Origin of the sequence: Sediminimonas sp., from assembly GCF_024637375.1 — a bacterium.
Taxonomy (GTDB): Bacteria; Pseudomonadota; Alphaproteobacteria; order Rhodobacterales; family Rhodobacteraceae; genus Sediminimonas.
Genome location: NZ_JAGXFK010000001.1, coordinates 26,526 through 50,717 on the forward strand (window position 1 = coordinate 26,526; position 24,192 = coordinate 50,717).

Sequence of the window (24,192 nt, forward strand, 5' to 3'; positions counted from 1 at the left end):
TGCCGCTCCCTGCATGTGGCGTCACATGGGCAAGAACCGGGAACGGCAACGCGAGAATCATGCCATGGCCGCATCAAAGGGCCGCGCCCTGTCACCCATAGACGATGTTGGGCAGCCATGTGATTACCTCCGGGAACAGCATGCAGGTCACCAGCCCCGCGATCTGCAGGAACAGGAACGGCAGCGCCGACTTGAAGATGTCGCTCATCGGGATGTCCGCCGGTGCCACGCCACGCAGGTAGAACAGCGCGTATCCGAACGGCGGCGACAGAAAGCTCATCTGCATGTTCACCAGGTAAAGCACCCCGAACCACAGCACCAGGTCGCCTTCGCTTCCCAGCCCGAAGGCCTGCGCGCCAAGCCCCTTGACGATCGGAACGAAGATCGGCACCGCCAGCAGCAGGATGCCGACCCAGTCAAGGAACATGCCCAGAGCGACCAGCACCACCTGCATCAGGATCAACACGCCCCACGGCCCCAGGCCCAGCCCGGTGACGGTTTCCTCGACAAACTCCTGACCGCCCTCAAGGACGTAAAGCCCGACGAAGATGGTGGCACCGAACATGATCCAGATCACCATCGAACTGGCCTTGAGCGTGGTCATGCAGGCCTCGCGCACCGTGGGCCAATCCAGCTTGCGGTGGATGGCGGCGACGATGAAGGCACCGAAGGTGCCGATGCCCGCCGCCTCGACCGGGGTCGCGACGCCGGCAAAGATCACCCCCAGCACCACGAAGATCAGCGTGATCGGCGCCGCCATGTTGCCCAGCAGGCGCAGCTTTTCGGCGTTGCTGACGCGCTCTTCGATCGGGATCGGCGGGCCCTTGCGCGGATCGATGGTGCACATGAGGCTGACGTAAAGAATGTAGAGCCCCGACAGCATCAGCCCCGGCAGCACCGCGCCGATGAACAGCTCGCCCACCGATTGTTCAGCCACCACCGCATAGATGATGGCCAGGATCGACGGCGGGATCAGGATGCCCAGCGTGCCGCCGGCCATGATCGAGCCCATGGCGATCTTGGGGTCATAGCCGCGCTTGAGCATAGCCGGCAGCGCGATGATGCCCATGGTCACCACCGCTGCGCCGATCACGCCCACCATCGCCGCCAGGATCGTCGAGGCGATGATCGTGGCCGAGGCCAGCCCGCCTTTCACCCCGCCCAGCAGCTTGTAGATCGTGTCGAACATCTCGTTGATGATGCCTGCACGTTCCAGCATCGCGGCCAGGAAAATGAACAGCGGGATCGCCGAGAGCTGATAGTTGGTCATCAGCGGAAATATCCGCGACGGTACGATATTGAGCGTCTGCCAGTCGCCCAGGATGAACAGGAACACGCAGGCCAGCCCACCGGTGACGAAGGCCAGCGGCAGCCCCGCCATCAGCAGCACCAGAAGGCTGCCGAACATCAGTGCCGTCAGGGTGGTGATTTCGATTTCAATGCCCATCGGTCAGGCTCCCCTGAGGCTGTTGCGGACGGTCGCGGCATCGCTGGCAAGTTTCGAGATACCTTGCAGGATCAGCAGCACCGCCCCCACGGCGATGGCCCACTTGAACGGCCAGTAGGCGATTTTCCATTCCGAGAAGGACAATTCATTCACCACGGTGGCATCCATCGCAAAAATCCAGCCAGTGACCAGCAATGTGCCCGCGAAGATGAAGAAGAAGATCGACGTGAACAGGTCGACCAGCGCTTTGCGCAGCGGCGACCAGTCGGCATAGAAGACATCGACCTTGACATGCGCGTCGGTCAGCGCGGCATAGGCCCCGGCGATCAGGTATTGCATCCCGAACATCAGATACATGCCTTCGTGCACCCAGATGGTGGGCGAATTGAAGACATAGCGCGCGACAACCTCGTAGTAATACGCCATCACCGCGATCACCGCCCAATAGCTGACGAATTCGCCGGTGTAGTAGGACAGCCTGTCGATGGCCCCGGTCCAGTCGCTGCCGACATGGGCGAAATCGCCCTGCACTTGCTGGGCTTCCTCGGCCCTGAGGCGTTCTGCGGCGGCCTTCTCGATCGCGGCAAGACTGCCCGGCGGGGGAGCGGCCGCTTCCTGCCGGACCTCCAGCCGCGCCCGTGCGCGGCGCATCATCCCCGGCAACAGCACCGCGTCAACCGCCAGGAAGGCGCATATCAACAGGAACATGGCGAAGGCCACGTTGCCCCACCAGGCGCGGGCGGATATCGCGGCGGCAAGTTGCGGCTCCGCGTCCGCCAGCTTCTGGCGCATGTCGGCCAGGCGCGCGGCGTTTTGGTCGCGGTTGGCAAGCGTCTTTTCCAACATGCGCTCGGCGCGGATGCGGCCAAAGCTGCCCTCTTCGGCGGCGTCGATATCGGCGCGCAGGGCGGCGATCCTTTCATCCACGCCTTCCACCTCGGGGGCGACGCGTTCGATCACACGCTGGGCGCTGCTGACGGTGTTGTTAGCCTGCGATTGCATGTTGCGCGCATCGCGTTCCTGCGCGTTGGCGACCAGGATCATGGCAAACAGCGGCAGATACAACAGCCCCCACAGGTTGCGCAGGTAAAGCCGGTGCAGCCCGAACAGGCCGCCGGTGACCAGGACGAGATAGCCGATGGGCAGCGCGAATCCTTCCACGCGCGAGCGCCGCGCCATGACCATTGCAACCAGCGGAAAGACGACCAGCGTCGCCCAATAGGCCCAGTGCGGCAAGGTGAAGTCGAGACTTGGCATGAGATGGTTCCCGGATTGGGCACAAGTGCGAGCCGCGCCCCGAATCCGGTGGGGCGCGGCGTTTCGAGACGTGCAGGGTCAGCTCAGAGATCGAGCGTCTGCCCCGCGACCATTTCCGGCGTGACGTAGCCCAACGATCCCGACATCATGTAGTCGAGCTGCGTGGAGAACACGCGCGCGGCGTCCTTGTCGCGGTTGGCGTACTTGTACCAGATCGGCACCGCCACCTCGGTCATGATCTCGACATCGGTCTGGCCCAGGCGCGTGACCTCGGTGCCGTCGGCCTCGAACTTGTCCCAGGCTTCCTGGTCGGCGGCCTGGATCGCGGCGTGGTGCATGTCGGAATAGCTGTGCACTTCCATCTCGACGAATTGCTGCATCTCGGGGCTGAGTGCGTTCCAGCTGTCCATGCCGACGGTCAGGTCCATGATGTCGACCGGCTGATAGACCGACATGAAGCCCGGAGGGCCCATCGAGATGTAATCGGTCACCTGGCTGAAGCCCAGGGCGTAGTTCACCGCCGGCCCGACATAGTCGGCCACGTCGATGGTGCCCTTTTCCAGCGCCGGGAAAATCTCCGAGCCGGGCAGCAGCGTTGTCTTGGCGCCCAGCGCCGAGAACAGTTCCGCCACCATGCCCCCGGGCGCGCGCATCTTGCGGCCGGCGAAGTCATCGACCGAGCGGATCGGCACCTTGGAGTGGATGATGTTCGGCCCGTGGTGGATCGGCCCGACGAAATACATGTTCTGCTTGGCATAAAGCTCGCGGGCCATTTCGAGACCGCCCAGGCCGTAGTAGAACACGTCGAACTCGTGCGGATTGCGCAGGCCCATCGGATAGCTGGTCAGGAACATCGCCGCCGGGATGATGCCCTGCGCGTAAATGGTGAACGGGTTCACGGCGTCCAGAACGCCGTTCTTCACCGCGTCGAAAAGCTGGAAATCGCCAACGACATCCTTGGCGCCGAAGGGTTCGAAAGCCAGTTCGCCGCCGGTCTTCTCGACGATCGAGTTGGCCCAGCTTTCAAAGATTTTCAGCCCGATACCGCCCGGCCACGAGGTTTGCACCTTCCATGTCGTGGTCTGGCCCGCGGCCGTTGCGATCGACGGCGCGGCGAGGCCCGTGGCCCCGGCCGTAGCCAGACCGCTCAGCGCGGCGCGGCGTGTGATCAGTTTGTTGGTCATACTGTCCTCCCTATTCAGTCTCGTGCCGGTCTTGTGCTGTCGGCACACGGACCGTGCCTCTAGACACCTGTGCAATACTAACCAAATTCGCTTATTGGTAAAGATATTTCTCCAATTCACCGATTTTTGGAAAATTCCGTCTTACGTCAATGCACTAGCTTCCGCCACGTAAGGCGGGGCCGGCACGGCGATTTCTGCGCAATGGGATACGCGGCAGCCGCCAAACGCCCGCCCGCCACCGCGCCACGCGCCGCGACGCATCAGAAAAGGAATGCAACCACCAGCGGCGCGAGTATCGCCGTCAGGATGGCATTGAGCCCCATTCCAATGCCGGAAAACGCCCCGGCGGTGGAGTTGACCCGAAAAGCGTGCGCGGTACCGATGCCGTGGGCAGCAAGGCCCACGGCGAACCCCCTGGCACGCCAGTCGGTGATGCGCAGGGCGTTCAGCAACGGGGTGGCGACGATCGCGCCGGTGATCCCGGTCAGGATCACCAGAACGGCGGTCAGCGTCGGCTCTCCGCCGATCGCTTCGGACACGCCAAGGGCAACCGGCGCCGTGGCCGATTTCGGGGCCAACGACAACAGGGTTTCACCCCGCACGCCCATCGCATAGGCGATCCCGAGCGCCGACAGGATCGCGGTCAGCGACCCGGCAAACAACGCCACGGCCATGGGGATGAGCACCTTCTTGACCCGCCCGAGGTTGGCATGCAGGGGCACGGCCAGCGCCACGGTGGCGGGGCCAAGCATGAAGTGGACGAATTGCGCGCCCTCGAAATAGGTCTCGTAAGGGGTGCCGCTGAGGCCCAGAACCCCCGCGATGATCAGGATCGCGATCAACACCGGATTGGCGATCGCGTACCCTTCCAGCGATTCCGATATCCGGTCGGCAATGACATAGGCGGCCAGCGTCACGGTTAGCCACAACAACGGCTCGCGTGCGAGATAAGACCAGAGCTGGAAAGGGTCATTCATCGCCGCGCGACCCCGTCAATCTTGCCGTCAGCAAAAACGCCCCCACGCCCGCAAGGATCGCCAGTACCGTGGACCCCACCAACGCGGCAACAAGGGCCGGACCGGCATCGGCGAAGGTTGCCAGATGCGTGGAGACCCCGACGCCCGCCGGCACGAACAACAGCGACAGATGCGCCAGAAGCCCGTTCGCCGTGTCGCGCATCCGATCCGCCAGCGCGGGCACGGCCAGAAGCGTAAGGAACAGCGCCCCCAATCCGATCACCGGCCCGGGCACCGACAAGGCGGCCCCACGCGCCAGCGTTTCTCCCCCCAACTGGAAAACAAGCAGGATCGCGATGTTGCGGATCATGAAAGCATGGCCCTGCGCCCGAGGCTCTCAAACAGCGGCTCCACCATCCCGACGCCCCCCCCAAAATGGCACGAAATCCCCTGAAGCCTGCGGCAGTTCGCGACCTGGATCAAGGTGAATGTCCGATGGGGCACGATGCAGATCGAGGTGGGCACAGGCCCCGGCACCCGTCAGCCCCCGCCGATTTCGAACCCAGACACTACCGGTTTTTCAGCTTCATGGAGCAGTTGCCGACGGATCGGTTGATCTTTTGCAGGGGCATGCGGCGGAGCGGGCGGCGCCGGGGTTGGACGTCCCCACCGCCCTACGCGGGCGGATGCAGTTCCCCCTTGTATCGACGATCAGCAATTCTTAATCGTTGATCGTCGATACAAGGAATTCATGCAATGCCGAGCCGTGATGTTGTCGGAACGTCTCCGCGCGTCGGTCCGGACTCGATCGCCTCGACTGCCAGGGCACTGGCCCTTCCTGCACGGGTGCGGATTATCGAATTTTTGCTGTCACGGCCCGGCTGCATCGGCGGCGATATCGTGGGCGAGGTCGGGCTCGCACAGTCGACCGTGATCCGTGTTCATGCCGCCCTGGCGCCGTTCGAGCGGCACCGACCGCCACAGGCGCCATTTCGCCCCGCCGACCCGCCGCGCACCCGCTTGACCCTGAAGGAGACTGCCCCGCATGTCCGCATTTGAACGTTACCTCTCGGTCTGGGTCGCGCTGGCGATTCTGGGCGGTGTTGCGCTTGGCCAGATCGCCCCCGCCATCGTGAACTTCCTGGCCGCGCTGGAATACGGCTCGGTCAACTTCGTCGTCGCGGTGCTGATCTGGTTCATGGTCTACCCGATGATGGTGGGGGTGGATTTCTCCAGCCTCGCGCGCATTCACGAACGGCCCAAGGGGCTGATCATCACGCTGGTGGTGAATTGGCTGGTCAAGCCGTTCACCATGGCGGCACTGGGGCTGCTTTTCTTCGAGGTCATCTTCGCGCCCTTCATCGAGCCGGGCACCTCGGGGCAATACATCGCCGGCATGATCCTGCTGGGGGCGGCCCCCTGCACGGCGATGGTGTTCGTGTGGTCGCAGCTTACCCACGGCGACCCGAACTACACGCTGGTGCAAGTGTCGCTCAACGACACGATCATGATCTTCGCCTACGCGCCGATCGTGGCGCTGTTGCTGGGGGTCACCGACATCACCGTGCCGTGGGCGACGCTGATCCTGTCGGTGGGGCTATACGTTGTCATCCCGCTGGTCGCCGGGGTCATCACCCGGTTGCGGCTGACGCGCGGCGCACCCAGCGCCGCCGAGGGCGAGGTGGCGGTCGAGAGCTTTACCGGGCGCGTCAAGCCGCTGTCGGTCATCGGGCTGCTGGCCACGGTGGTGCTGCTTTTCGGCTTCCAGGGCGAGGTGATCCTGAACCAGCCGCTGGTGATCGTGATGATCGCCATACCGCTCTTGATCCAGTACTACGGCATCTTCGCGGTGGCCTACTGGGCGGCCATGGCGTGGCGCGTGCCGCACAAGGTGGCCGCGCCCTGCGCGATGATCGGCACCTCGAACTTCTTCGAGCTGGCCGTCGCCGTGGCCATCGGGCTGTTCGGGCTGACCTCGATCGCCGCATTGGTCACCGTGGTGGGCGTGCTGGTCGAGGTGCCGGTGATGCTGTCCCTTGTGTGGTTCGCCAACCGCACCGCGCACTGGTTCCCGGCCGAGGAAACCGCCATTCGCAATGCCAAGTCGACGGAACAGACCTGATGTGTCGCACCGCATTGATCGCCCTCGATCACTCGGCGGCGCAGGGTCCGCTGCTCGACTGCCTGTCTGATTTGCACGACATCGGCATCACCCGCGTGATCCTGAGCCATACGTGAAGGTGGGCTATGCGCAGGGCGCAGGCTATGGCCACGAAGATGCGTTGAAAGGCTGGCTTTCCAGCCCCGATGACATGGCGCGCTACCCACGCTGGCCGGTGATGGCGCGCGCCGGCCCGTGCTGATGGTGCCGGAATACCTCGCGCCCGGAACAGGGCCGCAAGGCACGACCTGACGTGCTGCCCCGTGGCATCGCGTGCATCGAAGGGACGCTCGAATGCTTCCGAAGATCAAGCATTCATCTCGGGCTTCATGGCGCGGCGCCGGTGGCGGCCATCATCGGAGGCGCCCTTGGCACGACGATCATGCATCACCACCTGAACAAGGGTCACATGAAAAAACTGATCGATGTACGGCTGTTGGCGCTGGCCGCGAAAATGATATGGATATTCATCATGATATGGATATTCATCAATTGAGGGCACGACCCATGCTTGACTATCACGTCTCCGCCCGGCGCACCGACAGCCACGGCGCGCAGGCTACCACCAAGAATGCGACGATCACGCTCGACACCGACATGGCCGGGCGCGCAGATGCCTTCAATCCCGCCGAGATTCTGCTGGCCGGCGCCACGGAACTGACCGGCACGATTCGGCGGAAAGGCTAACCGATGCCGCACGATCACGCCCACGCCCCGCCTGCCGATCTGGGCCCCGCCTTTCGCTGGGCGGTGGGGCTGAACGCCGCCTACGTGATCGTCGAGGCGGTGTTCGGGTTCCTGACCGGCTCGCTGGCGCTGCTGGCCGACGCCGCGCACAACCTGACCGACGTGGCGGGGTTGCTGATCGCGTGGGGGGCCGCGGTGCTGGCCAAGCGTGCCGGCGGGGCGACCTACACGTTCGGCTATGGGCGCGCCACGATTCTGGCCGCGATGCTCAACGCCACCGCGATCCTGATCGGCGTCGTGGTGGTGATCTGGGAGGCGGCGCAGCGGTTCCAGAGTGTGGTCGAGGTGCCGGGCCTGACAATCCTGTTGGTGGCGCTGGTGGGCATCGTTGTGAACACCGGATCGGCACTGTTGTTCATGAAATCGCAAAAGGACGACCTGAATGCCAAGGGCGCCTTCCTGCACATGGCCGCCGATGCCGCCGTGTCCGGCGCCGTGGTGCTGGCCGCAGCGGGGATCATGGCGACCGGCTGGCAGTGGCTCGACCCGGCGGTGGCCATCGCCGTCAGCCTGCTCATAGCCTGGACTGCCTGGGGCCTGCTGCGCGATTCGCTGCGGCTGGAACTCGACGGCGTGCCCCATGCCGTCGACCGCCAGGCGGTCGCCGACTGGCTGGGCGCGCAGGACGGGGTCAGTGACGTACATGACCTGCATATCTGGGCACTGTCGACCACGCGCACGGCGCTGGCGGTGCATGTGGTCTGGGACGGGCGCGACGCGGACGCGTTCCTCGAACACATCACCGATGAGCTGGAACACGAGTTCGGCATTACCCATTCCACCGTGCAGATCGAGCGCGCGCAATGCGACCGGGCAGGCACCTGCCTTGTCGCATGAGGTGGAAAACCTGGCGTTACTGTTCACCTGACAAAAAGTCCCCAGTCTGCCCCTGGTGCGCCCACGGTTACTCGGGGCGAGGGTCGAGAGGCCGCAATGCGGACGACGCGGGCGCTTGGGTCGGTTTGGGAAGTGGTCAGGATGGCCTGGAGCGGACGTTGGGCAACCGGCTGATGTGCCGCGCGGTGCCCGACCGCCGGGTGGGCGCTGCAACACTTATGTCGCGCGCTTTATGCCGGCCAAATACATCCACGTTATCACTAGCTTGACACGCTGCAAAAGCGCCCGCCCGAGGGGGCGGTCGGGCGCTGCGCGGCGGCGCGCAAGCGCGCCTTGACTCCGCGCATTGGGGCCAAGCTTCAACGTTCGCTCAAGGCCACTCGCTGCCATTTCATGCCGCCCCAGCCAGGCGCCGAAGGTGTTCGGAGTTTCTCGCGCCACGATCTATCTCTGGGCACAGCAAGGGCATGTGCGCCTTTATCATCGGGGGGATGGCGTTCGTGCGAGTCGATGATGTCTTCGCCTACATCACCGGGACGAGGGACTTATTGAGGGACTAGACGCCCCGAAATCGGATTTTCCCTTTAATATCAATGGTGATTGGTAATATCAATGGTGATTGGTGCGGTCGAGAAGACTCGAACTTCCACGGGTTTTACCCCACAGCGACCTCAACGCTGCGCGTCTACCAATTCCGCCACGACCGCACTGTCAGGGCTTGGTAGGCGGCGATATAGCGAAGCGCGGCCCCGATGTGAAGCCCGAAATCCGCCCCGTTGGGCGGATTCTGCGCGCCGGGCGCCAGCGCAGCACCGGCACCCCCATCGCGACGACGTAGAGCGACATCATCGTGCGCCGGTGCGCGGCATGCATGTGCATCGTTCGCACTGGGTGACGTTGGGTGGCGTTGGTGGCGTGCTGCGGGCGCGTCGTGACGGCGACCGGGCCTTTCCGAGCAGGCGGGCCGGGGATGACATCCCCGTAGGCCGGACCTATCTGATGACCGCAAGGCAAGCCGGCCTGCTGCCGGCATGACACGTCCCCGACCATGAGAGGCCGCAAGATGACCGCCCCGATCAACATCGACATCGTCTCGGACGTGATGTGCCCGTGGTGCATCATCGGCTGGAAGCAGCTCGAACACGCGCTCAAGGCGACGGGCCACGGCGCCACGCTGCGCTGGCACCCGTTCGAGCTGAACCCCGATATGCCGCCCGAGGGGCAGAACCTGCGCGACCACCTGGTGGCGAAATACGGCACAACCGAAGACCAGAGCGCCCAAACCCGTGCGAAAATGACGGCCCTGGGCGCCGAACTGGGCTTTGCCTTCAACTTCACCGACGACATGCGGATGGTGAACTCGTTTCGCGCCCACCAGATGATCGACTGGGCCGGCACCCTGGGCCAGCAGCACGCGATGGAGATGGCGCTGTTCGCGGCGCATTTCACCGAAGGGCGCGACGTGAACGACACCGGCGTGCTGTGCGATCTGGCCGAACAGGTCGGCCTTGACCGGGACGCCGCGGCACAGGTTCTGGCCGAGGCCCGCCACGCCGACAGCGTCCGCGCCAAGCAGCAATTCTGGACCGACCAAGGCATCACCGGCGTGCCGGCGATGGTGTTCCAGCAGCAATACCTGGTAACCGGCGCGCAGGGGGTCGAAACCTATGCGCAGTTGCTCGACCGTTTCGCGACCGACGCACCCGCTTGATCCCGCGCACGGCGACGGGCGAGAGACAAAAAAACGGGGCGCCGCGGCAACGGCACCCCGCAAACGGCGCCACACGCGCCGCCTATCATCGCGCCCTCACTCCATCGAGAAGCTTGGCAGCGAGGCATCCTCGGCCTCGGGCAGGCCATCGCCCTGCCCGTCCCCGGCCAGCGCGGACGCGGCGGCGGCCAGCAACTCGGCGCGCTCGGGCTGGCCCGGCGCGATCACCGGCTCGGCGTCACCCCGCAGTGCCATCACCGCCAGGTCATACCATTCCACGGCGCGCGTGGTGTCGGCCTCGACGCCGAAGCCGTGCGACAGGTGATGCCCGACCAGCTCGGCATAAGGCGTCTGGCCGACCCCGACCAGCAACAGCGCCGACCCAAGCGCCACGTCCATCTTGTCGCGGCGATAGCCCGAGAACAGGCAGACCTTCGCCGTGCCCTGCAACTGCTCGGCGGTCATGTCGGCCTTGAGGACGAATTTCTGCACCTCGCCGCGCACCTTGGCGCCACTCTCGCCCAGCATGGCGATATAGGGCTGCATGGCCGGCCCGAAATTGTCGCATTGCTGATCGACCTGGCTCTGGCTCAACCCCTGCACCTTGCTGACCAGGTCCTCGCCGGCCGAGATCGCGTAGCTGCGGCTCAGGCAGAACTGCTCGCTCATGGCCATCTGCGGGTCGGACATGCTTGCAACGGTCATGAAGCCGCCGTTGGAGTTGGTCAGCAGGCTGACCTTGCTGCAATGACTGGCGAGCGATGCCTCCGACCTGGCCGGCGCGGTGGCCATCGGCAGGGCCGAGATGCCGGCAGGGGCCTGGCTGTCGCCGCCGGTGGATGCCATCTGCGTCTGCGGCTTCTGGTCTGATGCCTCGGGGGATGACTCGTCGGGCGTTCCGCTGGCCTCGACCGGGGCGTTCTCGTTCATCCGACACACGCCCTGATGGCAACTGAACATCGCCGGCGTCGCCTCGTAGGACAGGAAATCGTTGCGCTTGTAGCCACTCGGGGTCGAAGCGAAAACCATCACCGAGCAGCTCGTTTCGCCGCACCAGAACGCGCTGCCGGTAACCGACGTGTCGAGGATGTAGTCGGTCTTGCCGTCGCCGTTGAGGTCGGCAAGTTGCACGAACCCGGAGCGCTGCATCAATTGTTCCGCGCTGGGATCGCTCGACTCGGCGATCTCATCCACCGCGTCGGACACCACCGGCGGCATGCCGCCGTAGCTCGAACTGCGCACGTCCGAGGCATCGCCATGCCAGGTCTTGAGCAGGCTGCGCACGCCATCGCGGTTGTTCATGGCCTTGACCACCTCCGGCCCGCCGATCTGGGCGCGGTTGTGGGACGACACCAGCAGATCGCGCTGGTACTGTGTCAGTTGCCCGGTGACGGGGAATTCCATATACGCCTGATACTGGCGTACCGCGGCGCGGGTGCGCGACCCGAGCACACCATCGACGGTGCCGGCGGGAAAGCCGAAGTAATTGAGCGAGCTTTGCGTTTCGCGGTTGGCCTGGCGCTGGGCCGAGTAGACGTTCGAGCGATAGACCCGCTTGCGCTTGTTCTTGCTCGCCTCGTTGACGATCACACCGCCGATGATCCCCCCGAGCAACCCCGACCCGAAGCTGTCTGCCGCCGCCGGTGCCGCCGGGGCGCTTATGGCCAGCCCCGCGATAACCGCGCTTTTCAATGACTTGGAAAACATTGCGAATCCCCCCTATACAAAGCCTGATAAACGTTTGACGTGTGACGATAGCATGATTCGACGCGATCGCGACATCGTTGGCGGCGCATTTTCGCAGGATTCGCAGGGAAAGTTCGCAAGGGGAAAACCGGGCATGGTCGACTGGATCGTTTCTGACGGGCTGACGGACTACCGCGCGGCCGAGGCGGCGATGGAGGCCCGCGCCGCCGCCATCGCCGCCGGCACCGCCAATGAGGCGATCTGGCTGGTCGAACATCCGCCGCTCTATTCCGCCGGCACCAGCGCCCGCGCCCAAGACCTGACCGACCCCGGCCGCTTTCCCGTCTATCCTACCCGGCGCGGCGGCCAGTACACCTATCACGGGCCCGGACAGCGCGTCGTCTATGTCATGCTCGACGTGGGCGCGCGCGGCCACGACGTGCGCCGCTTCGTGCGCCAGCTCGAATCCTGGGTGATCGACACGCTGGACGAATTCAACGTCAAGGGCGAGCTGCGCGAGGGCCGCGTCGGCGTCTGGGTGGCGCGCCCCGACAAGCCGCTGAGCGCCGCCGGCGCCGTGCCCGAGGACAAGATCGCCGCGATCGGCATCCGGCTGCGCAAATGGGTCAGCTTTCACGGCATTTCCATCAACGTCGATCCCGACCTGTCGCATTTTACGGGCATCGTGCCCTGCGGTATCCGCGACCACGGCGTCACCAGCCTGGTCGATCTGGGCCTGCCGGTGACGATGGCGGATGTGGACGTGGCGCTCAGGCGCGGGTTCGGGCGCGTGTTCGGCGCTTCAGCTCTTCGTGAGGCTGCGAGCCTGCGGTAAATTGTCCGTTGCGTGGTGGCGGCAGCGGGTTATGTCTGGCATTGTGAAGCGCGAACAACCCTGTTTCCAACCACGAGGTGACCCATGAGAACCCTTCTGACAACTGCCGCCTTGCTGACCCTGGCCGCCCCCGCGTTCGCGGAAGGCGACGCCGCCAAGGGCGAAAAGGAATTCCGCAAGTGCAAGGCTTGCCACATGATCGTCGACGACGCGGGCGAGACCATCGTGCGCGGCGGGCGCACCGGCCCCAACCTTTACGGCGTGATCGGGCGCGTGGCCGGCAGCGTCGAGGATTTCCGCTACGGGCCGGGCCTTGAAGCCGCCGCCGAAGACGAGTTCGTGTGGACCGAGGAAGAAGTGGCCGAATACGTGGCCGACCCCTCGGCCTGGCTCGAATCCAAGGACTACCCCAAGCGCTCGAAAATGACGTTCCGCCTGCGCAAGGGCGGCGAAGATGTAGCCGCCTACCTGACCTCGGTCGCCGAATAACTGCCCACCAGACGTGCGCGGGCCGCTCGGCTCGCGCACCGGGGGTGCGACAATATTATTTGATCCACATCAAATTCTGTCGTTGCCGCGCCTTCCAAGCCATTCTAGAACATGAATGGACACGGGGTGCCCGGCGACTGCCGCGGCGCCCCGCAACTCACAACAGGAGGCACCAAGATGGCAGACGCAGCCATTCAAGGTCATGACCACGAGGACCAGCGCGGCTTCTTCACGCGATGGTTCATGTCGACCAACCACAAGGACATCGGGATTCTCTACCTGATCACCGCCGCGGTGGTCGGGCTAATTTCGGTTTCGTTCACCGTCTACATGCGGCTGGAACTGATGGAACCGGGCGTGCAGTACATGTGCCTGGAAGGTGCGCGTTTCATCGCATCCGATGCCACCTGCACCCCCAACGGACACCTGTGGAACGTCCTGGTCACCTATCACGGGGTGCTGATGATGTTCTTCGTGGTGATCCCGGCCTTGTTCGGGGGCTTCGGCAACTATTTGATGCCGTTGCAGATCGGCGCGCCGGACATGGCGTTTCCGCGGATGAACAACCTCAGCTACTGGCTGTACGTGGCCGGTACCGGGCTAGGCGTCGCATCGCTTCTGGCGCCGGGCGGTAACGGGCAGCTTGGCTCGGGCGTCGGCTGGGTGCTTTACCCGCCGCTCAGCGTCAACGAGGGCGGCATGTCGATGGACCTGGCGATCTTCGCCGTCCACGTCTCGGGCGCCTCGTCGATCCTCGGTGCGATCAACATGATCACCACGTTCCTGAACATGCGCGCGCCGGGCATGACCCTGTTCAAGGTGCCGCTGTTTTCCTGGTCGATTTTTGTCACCGCCTGGATGATCCTGCTGGCGCTGCCGGTTCTGGCCGGTGCCATCACCATGCTGCTGACCGACCGCAATTTCGGCACCACCTTCTTCGACCCCGCGGGGGGCGGCGACCCGATCCTTTACCAGCACATCCTGTGGTTCTTCGGTCACCCCGAAGTGTATATCATCATCGTCCCCGGCTTCGGCATCATCAGCCACGTGATCTCGACCTTCTCGCGCAAGCCGATCTTCGGTTACCTGCCGATGGTCTGGGCGATGATCGCGATCGGCGCGCTGGGCTTCGTCGTCTGGGCGCACCACATGTACACCGTCGGCATGTCGCTGACTCAGCAGAGCTATTTCATGCTGGCGACGATGGTGATCGCGGTGCCCACGGGCGTGAAGGTGTTTTCATGGATCGCGACGATGTGGGGCGGCTCGATCGAGTTCAAGACGCCGATGCTCTGGGCCTTCGGTTTCCTGTTCCTGTTCACCGTGGGCGGCGTGACCGGCGTGGTGCTCAGCCAGGCGGCGGTGGACCGCGCCTATCACGATACCTACTACGTCGTGGCGCACTTCCACTACGTGATGAGCCTTGGCGCAGTCTTTGCCATCTTTGCCGGCATCTATTTCTACTTCGGCAAGATGACCGGCCGGCAATACCCCGAATGGGCCGGCAAGCTGCACTTCACGATGATGTTCATCGGCGCCAACCTGACGTTCTTTCCCCAGCACTTCCTGGGCCGTCAGGGCATGCCGCGCCAGTACATCGACTACCCCGAGGCATTCGCGACCTGGAACTACGTGTCGTCGATGGGGGCGTTCCTGTCGTTCGCCTCGTTCCTGTTCTTCTTCGGCATCATGGCCTATTCGCTGCTGCGCGGGGCCCGCGTGACCGAGAACAACTACTGGAACGAATACGCCGACACGCTGGAATGGACGGTATCCAGCCCGCCGCCCGAACACACGTTCGAGCAGCTGCCCGAACCCAAGGACTGGGACCACCAGCGGGCGCACTGAGCGCAATCGCACCCCGACAAGCCAGCGGGCCCCGGAATTCCGGGGCCCGTTCGCTTTTGTTCAGGCCCGGTGCGGCGCAGACCTTCGCCGGTAGACGCGCTCGGTGCGCAGGGGCTTCAGCCGCGGCGCAGGCTCAGCGCATCGTCGAGAGTCGCGCGTAGCGCCTCGGCGGGCACGTCGGCGGTCACGAACGCCGCACCGATCCCGCGTGCGAGAACGAAATGCAGTCGCCCGCCCCTGACCTTCTTGTCTTGGCCCATCAGCGCGATCAGCCCCTCGGCATCGGGCAGATCGCCGGGGATGTCCGACAGATCGGCCTTCATCCCCATGGCGCGCAGATGCGCGCGCACGCGGCCCGGCTCCTCTTGCGGGCACAGGCCCATGCGCGCCGACAGATCGAAGGCCAGCACGCAGCCGATCGCCACGCCCTCGCCGTGCAGCAGACGGTCGGAATAGCCGGTGGCCGCCTCGAGCGCGTGGCAAAACGTATGGCCCAGGTTCAGCAGCGCCCGGTCGCCCTGTTCGGTTTCGTCGCGGGCGACGATATCGGCTTTCATCTCGACCGCGCGCCTGACGATTGCCGCGCGCGCCGCCATGTCGCCGCGCGCCGCCGCGGCGCCGCTATCTTCCAGCCAGGCAAAGAACGCCGCGTCGCCCAGCAGCCCGTATTTCACCACCTCGCCATAGCCGGCCAGATAGTCGCGCGGCGCCAGCGTGTCGAGCACGCCGATATCCGCCAACACCAGCGCAGGCTGGTGAAAGGCGCCGACCAGGTTCTTGCCCTGGGGGGTGTTTATGCCGGTCTTGCCGCCGACCGAGCTGTCGACCTGCGCCAGCAGGCTGGTGGGGATCTGAATGAAACGCACCCCGCGCCTGAGTATCGCCGCGGCGAAGCCGACCAGGTCGCCGATCACCCCGCCGCCAAGCGCCACGACGACACCGTCGCGCTCGATGTTGCGCTCCAGCAGCCATTCAACGCACCGAATGAGGTGCGGCCAGCTCTTGGTGGCCTCGCCCGGCGGCAGGGTCAGCACCTCCATCGTTATGCCGGCCTGCGCCAACCCCGCGCGCAACGTGTCGAGGTGCACGGCGCCCACGTTTTCATCCGTTACCACCGCCACGCGCGGTGTGCTCAGCACCGGACCGATCAGCGCCCCGGCCCGCGACAGGAGCCCGGCGCCGATATGGATGTCGTAGGATCGCGCACCAAGGCCGACATGCACCGTTTCCATCATTGCCGCTCCTCAAGCAGAACATCGGGCCGCGTGCGCAGCGCGTGCAGGACAGTGCGGGCGGTATCCTCGATCGACAGGCCCGGCAACACGTCCACGCGCAGATCGGCCCGGGCATAGTGCGGCACGCGCGCCTCGTAGAGATCCGACAGCGTCTGGTACGGGTCCGCGGTGCGCAGAAGTGGTCGCGTGTCACGGTGACGCACGCGCCGCCACAAGAGCGGCAACCGTGCGTCCAGCCAGACCGACACGCCGTCGCGGTGGACAAGCGCACGGTTGCGTTCGGACAGGAAGGCGCCGCCGCCGGTGGACAAAACGCCCGGGCGCTCGTGCAAAAGGCGGTCGATGACCCGGGTTTCCTTTTCGCGGAAGAACGCCTCGCCATCACGGGCGAAAATTTCGGATATCTTCATGTTGGCGGCGGCCTCGATCTCGACGTCGGTGTCGAGGAACGGCACCTCCAGCATCGCGGCCAGCGCCTTGCCGACCGCTGTCTTGCCCGCCCCCATCATGCCGACCAGCACGACGGTCTTTTTCAACACCAAAGTCATCAAAAGCCTGTTTCGGCCATCCGCCGCCAGTTTTCAATATTTGCGCCTCAATGACGTGAAGTTGCGGTAATGACCAGATATATGTTTGATAAGCACCGGGCACGTCATCGTCATGCAGGCAGGAATCATGTTACGCCTCATCAAGTATCTCATCTACCTGGCGCTTCTGGGCGCCGTCGCGCTGGTTGCCTATGCCTATGTCGGCCCTTTCCTGGGGGCGGATTTTTCGGCCCCGCAGCAAGAAATCCGGGAAGACGTCGTGCTGCCGCTCGACGCGGCGCCGGACGGCGACACGCAATGAGGCGCGGCGCGGCGCTTGCGGCGGCGATCTGGCTGTCATGCACCGCCGTCCCGATCCGGGCCGAGCAGCCGCTTTCGGCCATTGATTGGCTGAGCGACCGCACCGCCCCGCTGATCACGCACCGCGACCTCGACAGGATGCGCGACGGCCGGGCAAACCCTACCACCAGCGGGCGGCTGACCCTGGCGGTCGAGGTTGCCCCGCTCGGCGATACCATCGAGGCCGATGCCGTGGGGCTGGTGCCCGCGCGGGTCAGCGGCCTGCCGGCCGAGCTGTGGTCGGGCTCCACCGCGCAAGAGCTGATCGCGCTGTTGCGCGAACGGCGGGTGGCGCGCCTGCCGGCGATGCAACGGCTGCTTTACACGCTGCTCCTGGCCGAGGCGGAGCCGCCCGCGCAGCCCGGCCAGCACAACGCCTTTCTGCGCGCCCGGGTGGAAAAGCTCATCGACCTCGGCGCGCTCGACCCCGCGCTTGCGCTGCTGGAACGCGCCGACCCGCAACGGCCGGGTCTGTTCGATCTGTGGTTCGACGCCTCACTTCTGGCCGGTCAGGAAGACGCCGCCTGCGCGACATTGCGGGACAAATCGCACCTGACGCGATCGCATGCCGCGCGCATCTTCTGCGCCGCCCGGGGCGGCAATTGGGCGACCGCGGCGGTGATGTTCGACGGCGCCGCGGCGCTCGGGCTGCTCTCGGACGACGAAGAGACGCTGCTCGCATGGTTCCTCGATCCCGAGCTTTTCCACGGCGTCGAGGCGCCGCCGCCACCGCACCAGCCCTCACCGCTGCTGTTTCGGCTGCGCGAGGCGGTTGGCGAGCCGCTGGCCACCAACACCCTGCCGCGCGCCTACGCGGTGTCCGACTTGCGCGGCACCGCCGGCTGGAAGGCGCAGCTCACCGCGGCGGAACGGCTGGCGCGCACCGGGGCGTTGCCGGAAAACCGGCTTCTGGGCATTTATACGCAACGCGCGCCGGCGGCCTCGGGCGGGCTATGGGATCGCGTCGCGGCCCTGCAGGCATTCGACGCGGCGATGCGCGCGCGCGACACGGATGCGATCGCCGAAACGCTGCCGGTGGTCTGGATCGCGATGCAGTCCGTCGAGCTGGAAGTGCCCTTTGCCACGCTCTACGCCGCGCGGCGGTCGCGGCTGGATCTGAGCGGCGCCACCGCCGAACTGGCCTACGAGATCGCGCTGCTGGGCCCCGAATACGAAACGGCCGCGCGCACCACCGGCGCCAGCCGGGCGGGGCTTGCGTTTCTGGGTGGCCTGGCGCGCGGCACACCGGCATTGCCCCAGGCCACCGGGCCGCTGGAACGGGCCATCGCCCGCGGCTTCGCCGCCGACGCCGCCCCGGAAAGCATCGCATCGGCTGCGCGCGAGGCCCGGCTGGGCGAGGCGATCCTGACCGCGATGCGCCAGTACGAGGAAGGCGTGCAGGGCAACCTGTCGCAGGTGTCGGAATCGCTGGCCACCTTCCGGGCCGCGGGGCTGGAAGACATCGCCCGCAGCGCGGCGCTGCAATTGCTGCTACTGCGCCCGAGGCTTTGAGCGATGGACGACCGGCGCTGGATCGCCACCTTCATCGAGGCGCAGGCGGCCGAACAGGGCGCCGCGACGAACACGCAGGCGGCCTATGCGCGCGACCTGCGCGACGTGTCCCGCCACCTGTCCGGCAGCGGCGGGTTCGCCGGCGCCACGCAGGAGACGCTCGAGGCCTACCTGATCGCCTGCGAGGCGCAGGGCCTTGCCCCGGCGACGCGGGCGCGGCGGCTTTCGGCCATCAAGCAGCTTTACCGCTTTGCCTTCGAGGAAGGCTGGCGCACCGACAACCCGGCACAGCGCATCGCCGGGCCGGGCCGGTCGCAGCGCCTGCCCGGCACGCTGAGCACTACCGAGGTCGAGCGGCTGCTGCACGCGGCGCGCGACCATGGCCGCGGCGCCGCAGAGCGGCGGCGCAACACCTGCCTGATGGAGCTGCTTTATGCCACCGGCATGCGCGTGAGCGAGCTGGTCTCGCTGCCACTGGAGGCCGCGCGCGGCGATCCGCGCCTGCTGCTGATCCGCGGCAAGGGCGGCAAGGAACGGATGGTGCCGCTGTCGCCGCCGGCGCGCGAAAGCTTGCGCGCCTGGCTGAGCGATCTGGATGCGCAGGCCGCCCAGGACCGTGCCGCAGGCAGGCCGGCATCGCGCTTTCTGTTTCCCTCGCGCGGGCGGTCGGGGCACCTGACGCGGGTGCGCTTCTATACGCTGATCAAGGAAATGGCGCAACGCGCCGGCATCGCGCCCGCGCGCGTCACACCCCACCGGCTACGGCATGCCTTTGCCACGCACCTGCTGGAAAACGGCGCCGACCTGCGCACCATCCAGACACTTCTGGGCCATGCCGACATCGCCACGACCGAAATCTACACCCACGTCCTGGAAGAACGCCTGCGCCAGCTCGTCGAGGACAATCACCCGCTGGCCAAGGACCCGCCGCGCCGCAGTTGAGCCGGCAGCACTTCCTGGGACGGCCACCAACCAGTCAGCAGCGCCCGCCCGTAACCTTGCCTCGGACCGGCGGCGTACATCGCCCGCGCAGCGCGTGCAGGTTCGACAACGCGCCATCGGACAGCAGCACCGGCCCTTCCTGCCCGTCCGGATTGTCAATCCGCATCGCGCGCGCCCCGGCCTTGATCGACGCCGGCCTTGATTGACGCCGCCTCGCGCCGCATAACCGCATCCAGGCGACAAGGACACAACCCCATGGACGACACCTCAAGCATGTTTGATGCGGCCTTCTGGATCAGCGCCGCCGCGATCCTGTTCCTGCTGTTCCTTTCGGGCTTTTTCTCGGGCTCCGAGACGGCGCTGACGGCGGCCTCGCGCGGCAAGCTGCGCGCGCAGGCCGACAAGGGCTCGGACGGGGCGCGCAAGGCGCTGGTCATCACCGAGGACAACGAAAGCCTGATCGGCTCGGTGCTGCTGGGCAACAACCTGGTCAACATCCTCGCTGCATCGCTGGCCACGGCGTTGTTCACGCGGCTTTTCGGCGAGTCGGGCGTCGCGCTGGCGACGCTGGTGATGACCCTGCTTGTGCTGATCTTCGCCGAGGTGCTGCCCAAGACCTACGCGATCACAAATGCCGAATTGGCCGCGGCGCGGGTGTCGCCGATCATCGCCGTGGTGGTGCGGGTCTTCGCGCCCGTCGTCGGCGCGGTGCGGCTGCTGGTGCGCGGCATACTGCGGGTATTCGGCGTGCAGACCGACCCCGACAGCCAGATCCTAGCCGTGCGCGAGGAAATCGCCGGGGCGCTCTACCTCGGCCATTCCGAGGGCGTGGTCGAGAAGGAAGACCGCGACCGCATCCTCGGCGCGCTCGACCTGGGCGAACGTTCGGTCGAGGAAATCATGCTCCATCGCAGCCAGATCGAGATGCTGGATGCCGAGAGCGACCCAGAGGAATTGCTCACCCAGTGCCTGCAAAGCAGTCACACCCGGCTGCCCGTCTACCGCGACGAGCCCGACAACATCGTCGGCGTGGTCCATGCCAAGGATCTGCTGCGCGCCATCCACAAGCTGGCCTACGGGCCGGAGAGTTCGACCAAGGGGTTGGAGACCTTCGACATTACAGACGTGGCCATGGCCCCGTATTTCATCCCCGACACCACCACGCTGGACGAACAGATGCGCCAGTTCCTGCGCCGCCGAACGCATTTCGCGCTGGTCGTGGATGAATACGGCAGCCTCGAAGGGTTGATCACGCTGGAAGATATCCTCGAGGAAATCGTCGGCGAGATCACCGACGAGTTCGACCCGGCAACGGACCATCCGATCCAGAAAAGCAAGGACAACCAGTTCCTGGTCGACGGCGACATGACGATCCGCGATCTCAACCGCGCCACCGACTGGTCGCTTCCCGACGAGGAGGCCAACACCGTCGCCGGGCTGGTCATCCACGAGGCGCAGATGATCCCGACCGCGGGGCAGGTGTTCAGCTTCCACGGCTTCCGTTTCGAGGTGGTGGAGCGCGACGGCAACCGCATCGCCAAGCTCAAGATCCGGCCACTCCCCGCGCGCACCTGACGGCACCCCGCCCCGGTACCCGGCTCTCGCCCCCGGGGCCCGAGCCTTCCGGGCGATCCGGGGCCTCTTCGTCGTGCTCAATGAAGCCTGAAATCGTGCGCAACGCGCCTCCGGCCAGCACCAATGCCGGACCGCCGATCATGACGATGAATGCGCCCGAAAACCCTTGAAATCGGCAGCCACCGATCATGTTCACCTTTTGCGAACACAGACCTGGTGCCAATACGCGCCGATCGGCGCGCCTTCGGCCTGCCGCTTCGCGGCTGTCCCCGGTGCGACACCTCACGTCGCTTTCTGACGTGCGGCTCGCAGGGCCTGGCAACAGTCTGGCCTCGATGCAGCAAGGAGGATCGGCATGAAAACCACAGCGCGAGTTGTCGTCATCGGCGGCGGGGTCGTCGGCTGTTCGGTGCTATACCACCTGACCAGGCTGGGCTGGTCGGACGTGATGCTGCTTGAGCGCTCCGACCTGACGTCGGGCTCCACCTGGCACGCGGCGGGCGGTTTTCACACCCTCAACGGCGACACCAACATGGCCGCGCTGCAAGGCTACACGATCAGGCTCTACCGCGAGCTCGAGGAACTCACCGGCCAAAGCTGCGGCCTGCACCATGTCGGCGGCATCACGCTGGCCGACACCCCCGAACGTTTCGACATGCTTCTGGCCGAGCGCGCCAAGCACCGCTTCATGGGCCTGGATACTGAGATCATCGGCCCCGACGCCATCGCCGAGCTCAGCCCGATCACCAACATGAGCGGCATCATAGGCGCGCTCTACGACCCGCTCGACGGTCACCTCGACCCGTCGGGCACCACCCACGCCTATGCCCGCGCCGCGCGGCTGGGCGGTGCCACGATCGAGACCCATACCAAGGTGGTCGAAACCACGCAGCGCCCCGACGGCACCTGGGACGTGATCACCGAAAAGGGCACGGTGCATGCCGAACACGTCGTCAACGCCGCCGGGCTGTGGGCGCGCGAGGTCGCGGCGATGGCCGGTGTCTACCTGCCGCTGCACCCGATGGAACATCAGTACATCGTCACCGACGCGGTGCCCGAAATCTACGAGCGCGCGACCGAACACCCCCATGTGATGGACCCGGGCGGCGAAGCCTACCTGCGCCAGGAAGGCCGCGGCCTGTGCATCGGCTTCTACGAACAGAACGCCCGCGCCTGGGCGGTGGACGGCACGCCATGGGATTTCGGCCATGAATTGCTGCCCGACAACCTCGACAAGATCGAGGACAGCATCGCCTTCGCCTACCGCCGTTTTCCGGTGCTGGAACGCGCCGGGGTGAAATCGGTGATCCACGGCCCCTTCACCTTCGCCCCCGACGGCAACCCGCTGATCGGCCCGGTGCCGGGGCTGCGCGGCTACTGGGCCGCGGCGGCGGTGATGGCGGGCTTCAGTCAGGCCGGCGGCGTCGGCCTGATGCTGGCGCAATGGATGACGACAGGCGAATGCGAACGCGACGTCACCGCCATGGACGTGGCCCGCTACGGCGACTGGATCGGCCCCGGTTATACCCGCCCAAAGGTGGTCGAGAACTACCAGCGCCGGTTCTCGGTCAGCTACCCGAACGAGGAACTGCCCGCCGCGCGCCCGCTGCGACAGACGCCGGTCTACGACATCCTCGACGGCATGGGCGCGGTCTGGGGCCATCAATACGGGCTGGAGGTGGCCAACTACTTCGCCCACAAGGGCGAGCCGCGCCATGAGACGCCGTCGTTCCGCCGCTCCAACGCGCACCAGGCCACGGCGCGCGAGGTGGCAACGGTGCGCGGCGCCGTGGGCATCAACGAGACCCACAATTTCGGCAAGTACCGCGTGCATGGCCCCGGCGCGCGGGCCTGGCTCGACCGCGTGATGGCGGGCCGCATCCCGGCGCCGGGGCGCATGAGCCTGAGCCCGATGCTGTCGCCGCGGGGGCGGCTGATGGGCGATTTCACCATTTCCTGCCTGGGCGAGAACAGCTTCCAGTTGACCGCCAGTTACGGCGCACAGGCCCAGCACATGCGCTGGTTCGACCATCACCGCGCCGAGGGCGTACAGGTCGAGAACGTCAGCGACAGCCTGACCGGGTTCCAGATCGCCGGTCCGAAAGCGCGCGATGTCTTGCACGATTGCACGCTGCGTGACGTCTCCGACATGGCGTTCATGGATGTGCGCAAGATGACCCTGGGCCTGGTCGAATGCCTGGTGCAGCGGGTCAGCTTCACCGGCGACCTGGGCTACGAGATCTATTGCGACCCGATGGCGCAACGCGCCCTGTGGGCCACGCTGTGGGCAGCGGGGCAGCCGCACGGCATGCGCCCCTTCGGCATGCGCGCGATGATGTCGCTCAGGCTCGACAAGTTCTTCGGCGCCTGGCTGCGCGAATACGGCCCCGACTACACGCCCGGCGAGACCGGCATGAGCCGCTTCATCGCCTGGTCCAAACCGACCGACTTCATCGGCCGCGCCGCCGCCGAGGCCGAACGCGCCGCCGGCCCGGCGCGGCGTCTGGTGCCGTTCGAGGTGGCCGCCAGCGACGCCGACGTGCACGGATTCGAGCCGATCTGGCTTGACGGCACGGTGCAGGGGTTCTGTACCTCGGGGGGCTATTCGCACCATGCCGGGCTGTCGGTAGCGCTCGGCCTCATCCCCGCGGCCCACGCCGACAACCCGGACCTGCGCGCCGAGATCGAAATCCTGGGCGAGATGTGCCCGGCGCGGCGGCTGTCGCAACCGCTGTTCGACCCCGACGGCGCGCGCATGCGCGGCTGACGCGCGCTGTGCCCCCCGCGCGGCGCGGGCCGAGACCGCAGGTGCCTCCGGCGGGAGTATTTGGGGAAAGATGAAGCCCGGCGCCGTGCTTCTTCTGGCCGCAAGTATCCCGGGGT

23 protein-coding genes and 1 tRNA gene are annotated in these 24,192 nt (G+C 65.9%); 14 read left to right on the forward strand and 10 right to left on the reverse strand.

Features of this window, described 5'->3' with window-relative positions:
- Positions 1-91: 91 nt before the first annotated feature.
- The 5 genes from Q0L89_RS00115 to Q0L89_RS00135 all read right to left on the reverse strand — a co-directional run bounded on the left by Q0L89_RS00115 (position 92) and on the right by Q0L89_RS00135 (position 5,214).
- A complete protein-coding gene (locus Q0L89_RS00115) occupies positions 92-1,447 on the reverse strand; it encodes a TRAP transporter large permease subunit (protein ID WP_296761479.1) in 1,356 nt (451 codons plus the stop codon).
- A 3-nt stretch (positions 1,448-1,450) separates the two neighbouring features.
- A complete protein-coding gene (locus tag Q0L89_RS00120; RefSeq protein WP_296761482.1) occupies positions 1,451-2,704 on the reverse strand; it encodes a TRAP transporter small permease subunit in 1,254 nt (417 codons plus the stop codon).
- A gap of 83 nt (positions 2,705-2,787) precedes the next feature.
- Entirely contained in the window at positions 2,788-3,888 is a 1,101-nt protein-coding gene (dctP, locus tag Q0L89_RS00125; protein WP_296761484.1) for a TRAP transporter substrate-binding protein DctP, read from the reverse strand.
- A 260-nt stretch (positions 3,889-4,148) separates the two neighbouring features.
- Positions 4,149-4,865: an LrgB family protein gene (locus Q0L89_RS00130; RefSeq protein WP_296761485.1), complete on the reverse strand. Its 717-nt coding sequence runs from the start codon at positions 4,863-4,865 to the stop codon at positions 4,149-4,151.
- Complete coding sequence (locus Q0L89_RS00135; RefSeq protein WP_296761488.1) at positions 4,858-5,214, reverse strand: CidA/LrgA family protein; 357 nt, start codon at positions 5,212-5,214, stop codon at positions 4,858-4,860. Before Q0L89_RS00135 ends, Q0L89_RS00130 begins: the two co-directional genes overlap by 8 nt.
- Before the next feature lie 386 nt (positions 5,215-5,600).
- Here Q0L89_RS00135 and Q0L89_RS00140 point away from each other — a divergent pair, with 386 nt between their 5' ends.
- From Q0L89_RS00140 to Q0L89_RS00160, 5 genes are all read left to right on the forward strand, one after another.
- Positions 5,601-5,903 carry a hypothetical protein gene (locus Q0L89_RS00140; RefSeq protein WP_296761490.1) on the forward strand — a complete coding sequence of 101 codons (303 nt, stop codon included), beginning with the start codon at positions 5,601-5,603 and terminating at the stop codon, positions 5,901-5,903.
- A complete protein-coding gene (gene arsB, locus Q0L89_RS00145) occupies positions 5,890-6,966 on the forward strand; it encodes an ACR3 family arsenite efflux transporter (RefSeq protein ID WP_296761493.1) in 1,077 nt (358 codons plus the stop codon). Before Q0L89_RS00140 ends, arsB begins: the two co-directional genes overlap by 14 nt.
- Positions 6,967-7,078: 112 nt before the next feature.
- Positions 7,079-7,207 carry a hypothetical protein gene (locus Q0L89_RS00150; protein ID WP_296761495.1) on the forward strand — a complete coding sequence of 43 codons (129 nt, stop codon included), beginning with the start codon at positions 7,079-7,081 and terminating at the stop codon, positions 7,205-7,207.
- A 305-nt stretch (positions 7,208-7,512) separates the two neighbouring features.
- Complete coding sequence (locus Q0L89_RS00155; RefSeq protein WP_296761498.1) at positions 7,513-7,692, forward strand: hypothetical protein; 180 nt, start codon at positions 7,513-7,515, stop codon at positions 7,690-7,692.
- A 3-nt stretch (positions 7,693-7,695) separates the two neighbouring features.
- Positions 7,696-8,589 (forward strand): cation diffusion facilitator family transporter, encoded by an 894-nt coding sequence (locus Q0L89_RS00160; RefSeq protein ID WP_296761500.1) that lies wholly within the window; start codon positions 7,696-7,698, stop codon positions 8,587-8,589.
- A gap of 620 nt (positions 8,590-9,209) precedes the next feature.
- Here the strand turns inward: Q0L89_RS00160 and Q0L89_RS00165 are convergent.
- Positions 9,210-9,296, reverse strand: a tRNA-Leu gene (locus Q0L89_RS00165).
- A 341-nt stretch (positions 9,297-9,637) separates the two neighbouring features.
- Between Q0L89_RS00165 and Q0L89_RS00170 the strand changes: the two genes are divergently transcribed.
- The gene (locus tag Q0L89_RS00170) at positions 9,638-10,300 is read left to right on the forward strand and encodes a DsbA family oxidoreductase (RefSeq protein ID WP_296761503.1); all 663 of its coding nucleotides are present in this window, start codon (positions 9,638-9,640) and stop codon (positions 10,298-10,300) included.
- Between the two features lie 96 nt (positions 10,301-10,396).
- Here the strand turns inward: Q0L89_RS00170 and Q0L89_RS00175 are convergent, their stop codons facing one another.
- Positions 10,397-11,992, reverse strand: a complete 1,596-nt coding sequence (locus Q0L89_RS00175; protein WP_296761505.1) for a peptidoglycan-binding domain-containing protein — start codon at positions 11,990-11,992, stop codon at positions 10,397-10,399.
- 148 nt (positions 11,993-12,140) lie between these two features.
- Between Q0L89_RS00175 and lipB the strand changes: the two genes are divergently transcribed.
- The 3 genes from lipB (at position 12,141) to ctaD (ending at position 15,158) form a co-directional block, all read left to right on the forward strand.
- A complete protein-coding gene (lipB, locus tag Q0L89_RS00180; RefSeq protein WP_296761506.1) occupies positions 12,141-12,821 on the forward strand; it encodes a lipoyl(octanoyl) transferase LipB in 681 nt (226 codons plus the stop codon).
- Positions 12,822-12,905: 84 nt separating this feature from the next.
- Positions 12,906-13,310 (forward strand): cytochrome C, encoded by a 405-nt coding sequence (locus Q0L89_RS00185; protein WP_296761508.1) that lies wholly within the window; start codon positions 12,906-12,908, stop codon positions 13,308-13,310.
- A gap of 177 nt (positions 13,311-13,487) precedes the next feature.
- Entirely contained in the window at positions 13,488-15,158 is a 1,671-nt protein-coding gene (ctaD, locus tag Q0L89_RS00190; protein ID WP_296761510.1) for a cytochrome c oxidase subunit I, read from the forward strand.
- 116 nt (positions 15,159-15,274) lie between these two features.
- Here ctaD and aroB read toward each other — a convergent pair whose 3' ends face one another.
- Both aroB and Q0L89_RS00200 read right to left on the reverse strand, forming a co-directional pair.
- Entirely contained in the window at positions 15,275-16,393 is a 1,119-nt protein-coding gene (aroB, locus tag Q0L89_RS00195) for a 3-dehydroquinate synthase (protein ID WP_296761513.1), read from the reverse strand.
- Positions 16,390-16,941 (reverse strand): shikimate kinase, encoded by a 552-nt coding sequence (locus tag Q0L89_RS00200; RefSeq protein ID WP_296761552.1) that lies wholly within the window; start codon positions 16,939-16,941, stop codon positions 16,390-16,392. Before Q0L89_RS00200 ends, aroB begins: the two co-directional genes overlap by 4 nt.
- 127 nt (positions 16,942-17,068) lie before the next feature.
- Here Q0L89_RS00200 and Q0L89_RS00205 point away from each other — a divergent pair, with 127 nt between their 5' ends.
- From Q0L89_RS00205 to Q0L89_RS00215, 3 genes are read left to right on the forward strand one after another with little or no spacing between them, the layout of a single operon-like run.
- Positions 17,069-17,242, forward strand: a complete 174-nt coding sequence (locus Q0L89_RS00205) for a hypothetical protein (RefSeq protein WP_296761514.1) — start codon at positions 17,069-17,071, stop codon at positions 17,240-17,242.
- Positions 17,239-18,792 (forward strand): hypothetical protein, encoded by a 1,554-nt coding sequence (locus Q0L89_RS00210; RefSeq protein ID WP_296761517.1) that lies wholly within the window; start codon positions 17,239-17,241, stop codon positions 18,790-18,792. Before Q0L89_RS00205 ends, Q0L89_RS00210 begins: the two co-directional genes overlap by 4 nt.
- Before the next feature lie 3 nt (positions 18,793-18,795).
- Positions 18,796-19,734 carry a tyrosine recombinase gene (locus Q0L89_RS00215; protein ID WP_296761519.1) on the forward strand — a complete coding sequence of 313 codons (939 nt, stop codon included), beginning with the start codon at positions 18,796-18,798 and terminating at the stop codon, positions 19,732-19,734.
- A 34-nt stretch (positions 19,735-19,768) separates the two neighbouring features.
- Here Q0L89_RS00215 and Q0L89_RS00220 read toward each other — a convergent pair whose 3' ends face one another.
- On the reverse strand, positions 19,769-19,900 hold the full coding sequence (locus tag Q0L89_RS00220; RefSeq protein WP_296761537.1) for a hypothetical protein: 132 nt from the start codon (positions 19,898-19,900) through the stop codon (positions 19,769-19,771).
- 89 nt (positions 19,901-19,989) lie between these two features.
- On the opposite strand from Q0L89_RS00220, the gene Q0L89_RS00225 reads away from it, so the two are divergent.
- Positions 19,990-21,309, forward strand: coding sequence for an HlyC/CorC family transporter (locus tag Q0L89_RS00225; protein ID WP_296761539.1), 1,320 nt, complete (start codon positions 19,990-19,992; stop codon positions 21,307-21,309).
- A 355-nt stretch (positions 21,310-21,664) separates the two neighbouring features.
- Positions 21,665-24,076 carry an FAD-dependent oxidoreductase gene (locus tag Q0L89_RS00230; RefSeq protein WP_296761541.1) on the forward strand — a complete coding sequence of 804 codons (2,412 nt, stop codon included), beginning with the start codon at positions 21,665-21,667 and terminating at the stop codon, positions 24,074-24,076.
- The last annotated feature ends 116 nt before the right edge of the window (positions 24,077-24,192 follow it).

What these genes read in the sequence shown, in the direction of transcription:
- Q0L89_RS00115 (WP_296761479.1), bottom strand. Translation starts at nt 1,447, where the DNA reads ATGGGCATTGAAATCGAAATCACCACCCTGACGGCACTGATGTTCGGC.
- Q0L89_RS00120 (WP_296761482.1), bottom strand. Translation starts at nt 2,704, where the DNA reads ATGCCAAGTCTCGACTTCACCTTGCCGCACTGGGCCTATTGGGCGACG.
- dctP (WP_296761484.1), bottom strand. Translation starts at nt 3,888, where the DNA reads ATGACCAACAAACTGATCACACGCCGCGCCGCGCTGAGCGGTCTGGCT.
- Q0L89_RS00130 (WP_296761485.1), bottom strand. Translation starts at nt 4,865, where the DNA reads ATGAATGACCCTTTCCAGCTCTGGTCTTATCTCGCACGCGAGCCGTTG.
- Q0L89_RS00135 (WP_296761488.1), bottom strand. Translation starts at nt 5,214, where the DNA reads ATGATCCGCAACATCGCGATCCTGCTTGTTTTCCAGTTGGGGGGAGAA.
- Q0L89_RS00140 (WP_296761490.1), top strand. Translation starts at nt 5,601, where the DNA reads ATGCCGAGCCGTGATGTTGTCGGAACGTCTCCGCGCGTCGGTCCGGAC.
- arsB (WP_296761493.1), top strand. Translation starts at nt 5,890, where the DNA reads ATGTCCGCATTTGAACGTTACCTCTCGGTCTGGGTCGCGCTGGCGATT.
- Q0L89_RS00155 (WP_296761498.1), top strand. Translation starts at nt 7,513, where the DNA reads ATGCTTGACTATCACGTCTCCGCCCGGCGCACCGACAGCCACGGCGCG.
- Q0L89_RS00160 (WP_296761500.1), top strand. Translation starts at nt 7,696, where the DNA reads ATGCCGCACGATCACGCCCACGCCCCGCCTGCCGATCTGGGCCCCGCC.
- Q0L89_RS00170 (WP_296761503.1), top strand. Translation starts at nt 9,638, where the DNA reads ATGAGAGGCCGCAAGATGACCGCCCCGATCAACATCGACATCGTCTCG.
- lipB (WP_296761506.1), top strand. Translation starts at nt 12,141, where the DNA reads ATGGTCGACTGGATCGTTTCTGACGGGCTGACGGACTACCGCGCGGCC.
- Q0L89_RS00185 (WP_296761508.1), top strand. Translation starts at nt 12,906, where the DNA reads ATGAGAACCCTTCTGACAACTGCCGCCTTGCTGACCCTGGCCGCCCCC.
- ctaD (WP_296761510.1), top strand. Translation starts at nt 13,488, where the DNA reads ATGGCAGACGCAGCCATTCAAGGTCATGACCACGAGGACCAGCGCGGC.
- aroB (WP_296761513.1), bottom strand. Translation starts at nt 16,393, where the DNA reads ATGATGGAAACGGTGCATGTCGGCCTTGGTGCGCGATCCTACGACATC.
- Q0L89_RS00200 (WP_296761552.1), bottom strand. Translation starts at nt 16,941, where the DNA reads ATGACTTTGGTGTTGAAAAAGACCGTCGTGCTGGTCGGCATGATGGGG.
- Q0L89_RS00205 (WP_296761514.1), top strand. Translation starts at nt 17,069, where the DNA reads ATGTTACGCCTCATCAAGTATCTCATCTACCTGGCGCTTCTGGGCGCC.
- Q0L89_RS00210 (WP_296761517.1), top strand. Translation starts at nt 17,239, where the DNA reads ATGAGGCGCGGCGCGGCGCTTGCGGCGGCGATCTGGCTGTCATGCACC.
- Q0L89_RS00215 (WP_296761519.1), top strand. Translation starts at nt 18,796, where the DNA reads ATGGACGACCGGCGCTGGATCGCCACCTTCATCGAGGCGCAGGCGGCC.
- Q0L89_RS00220 (WP_296761537.1), bottom strand. Translation starts at nt 19,900, where the DNA reads ATGCGGATTGACAATCCGGACGGGCAGGAAGGGCCGGTGCTGCTGTCC.
- Q0L89_RS00225 (WP_296761539.1), top strand. Translation starts at nt 19,990, where the DNA reads ATGGACGACACCTCAAGCATGTTTGATGCGGCCTTCTGGATCAGCGCC.
- Q0L89_RS00230 (WP_296761541.1), top strand. Translation starts at nt 21,665, where the DNA reads ATGAAAACCACAGCGCGAGTTGTCGTCATCGGCGGCGGGGTCGTCGGC.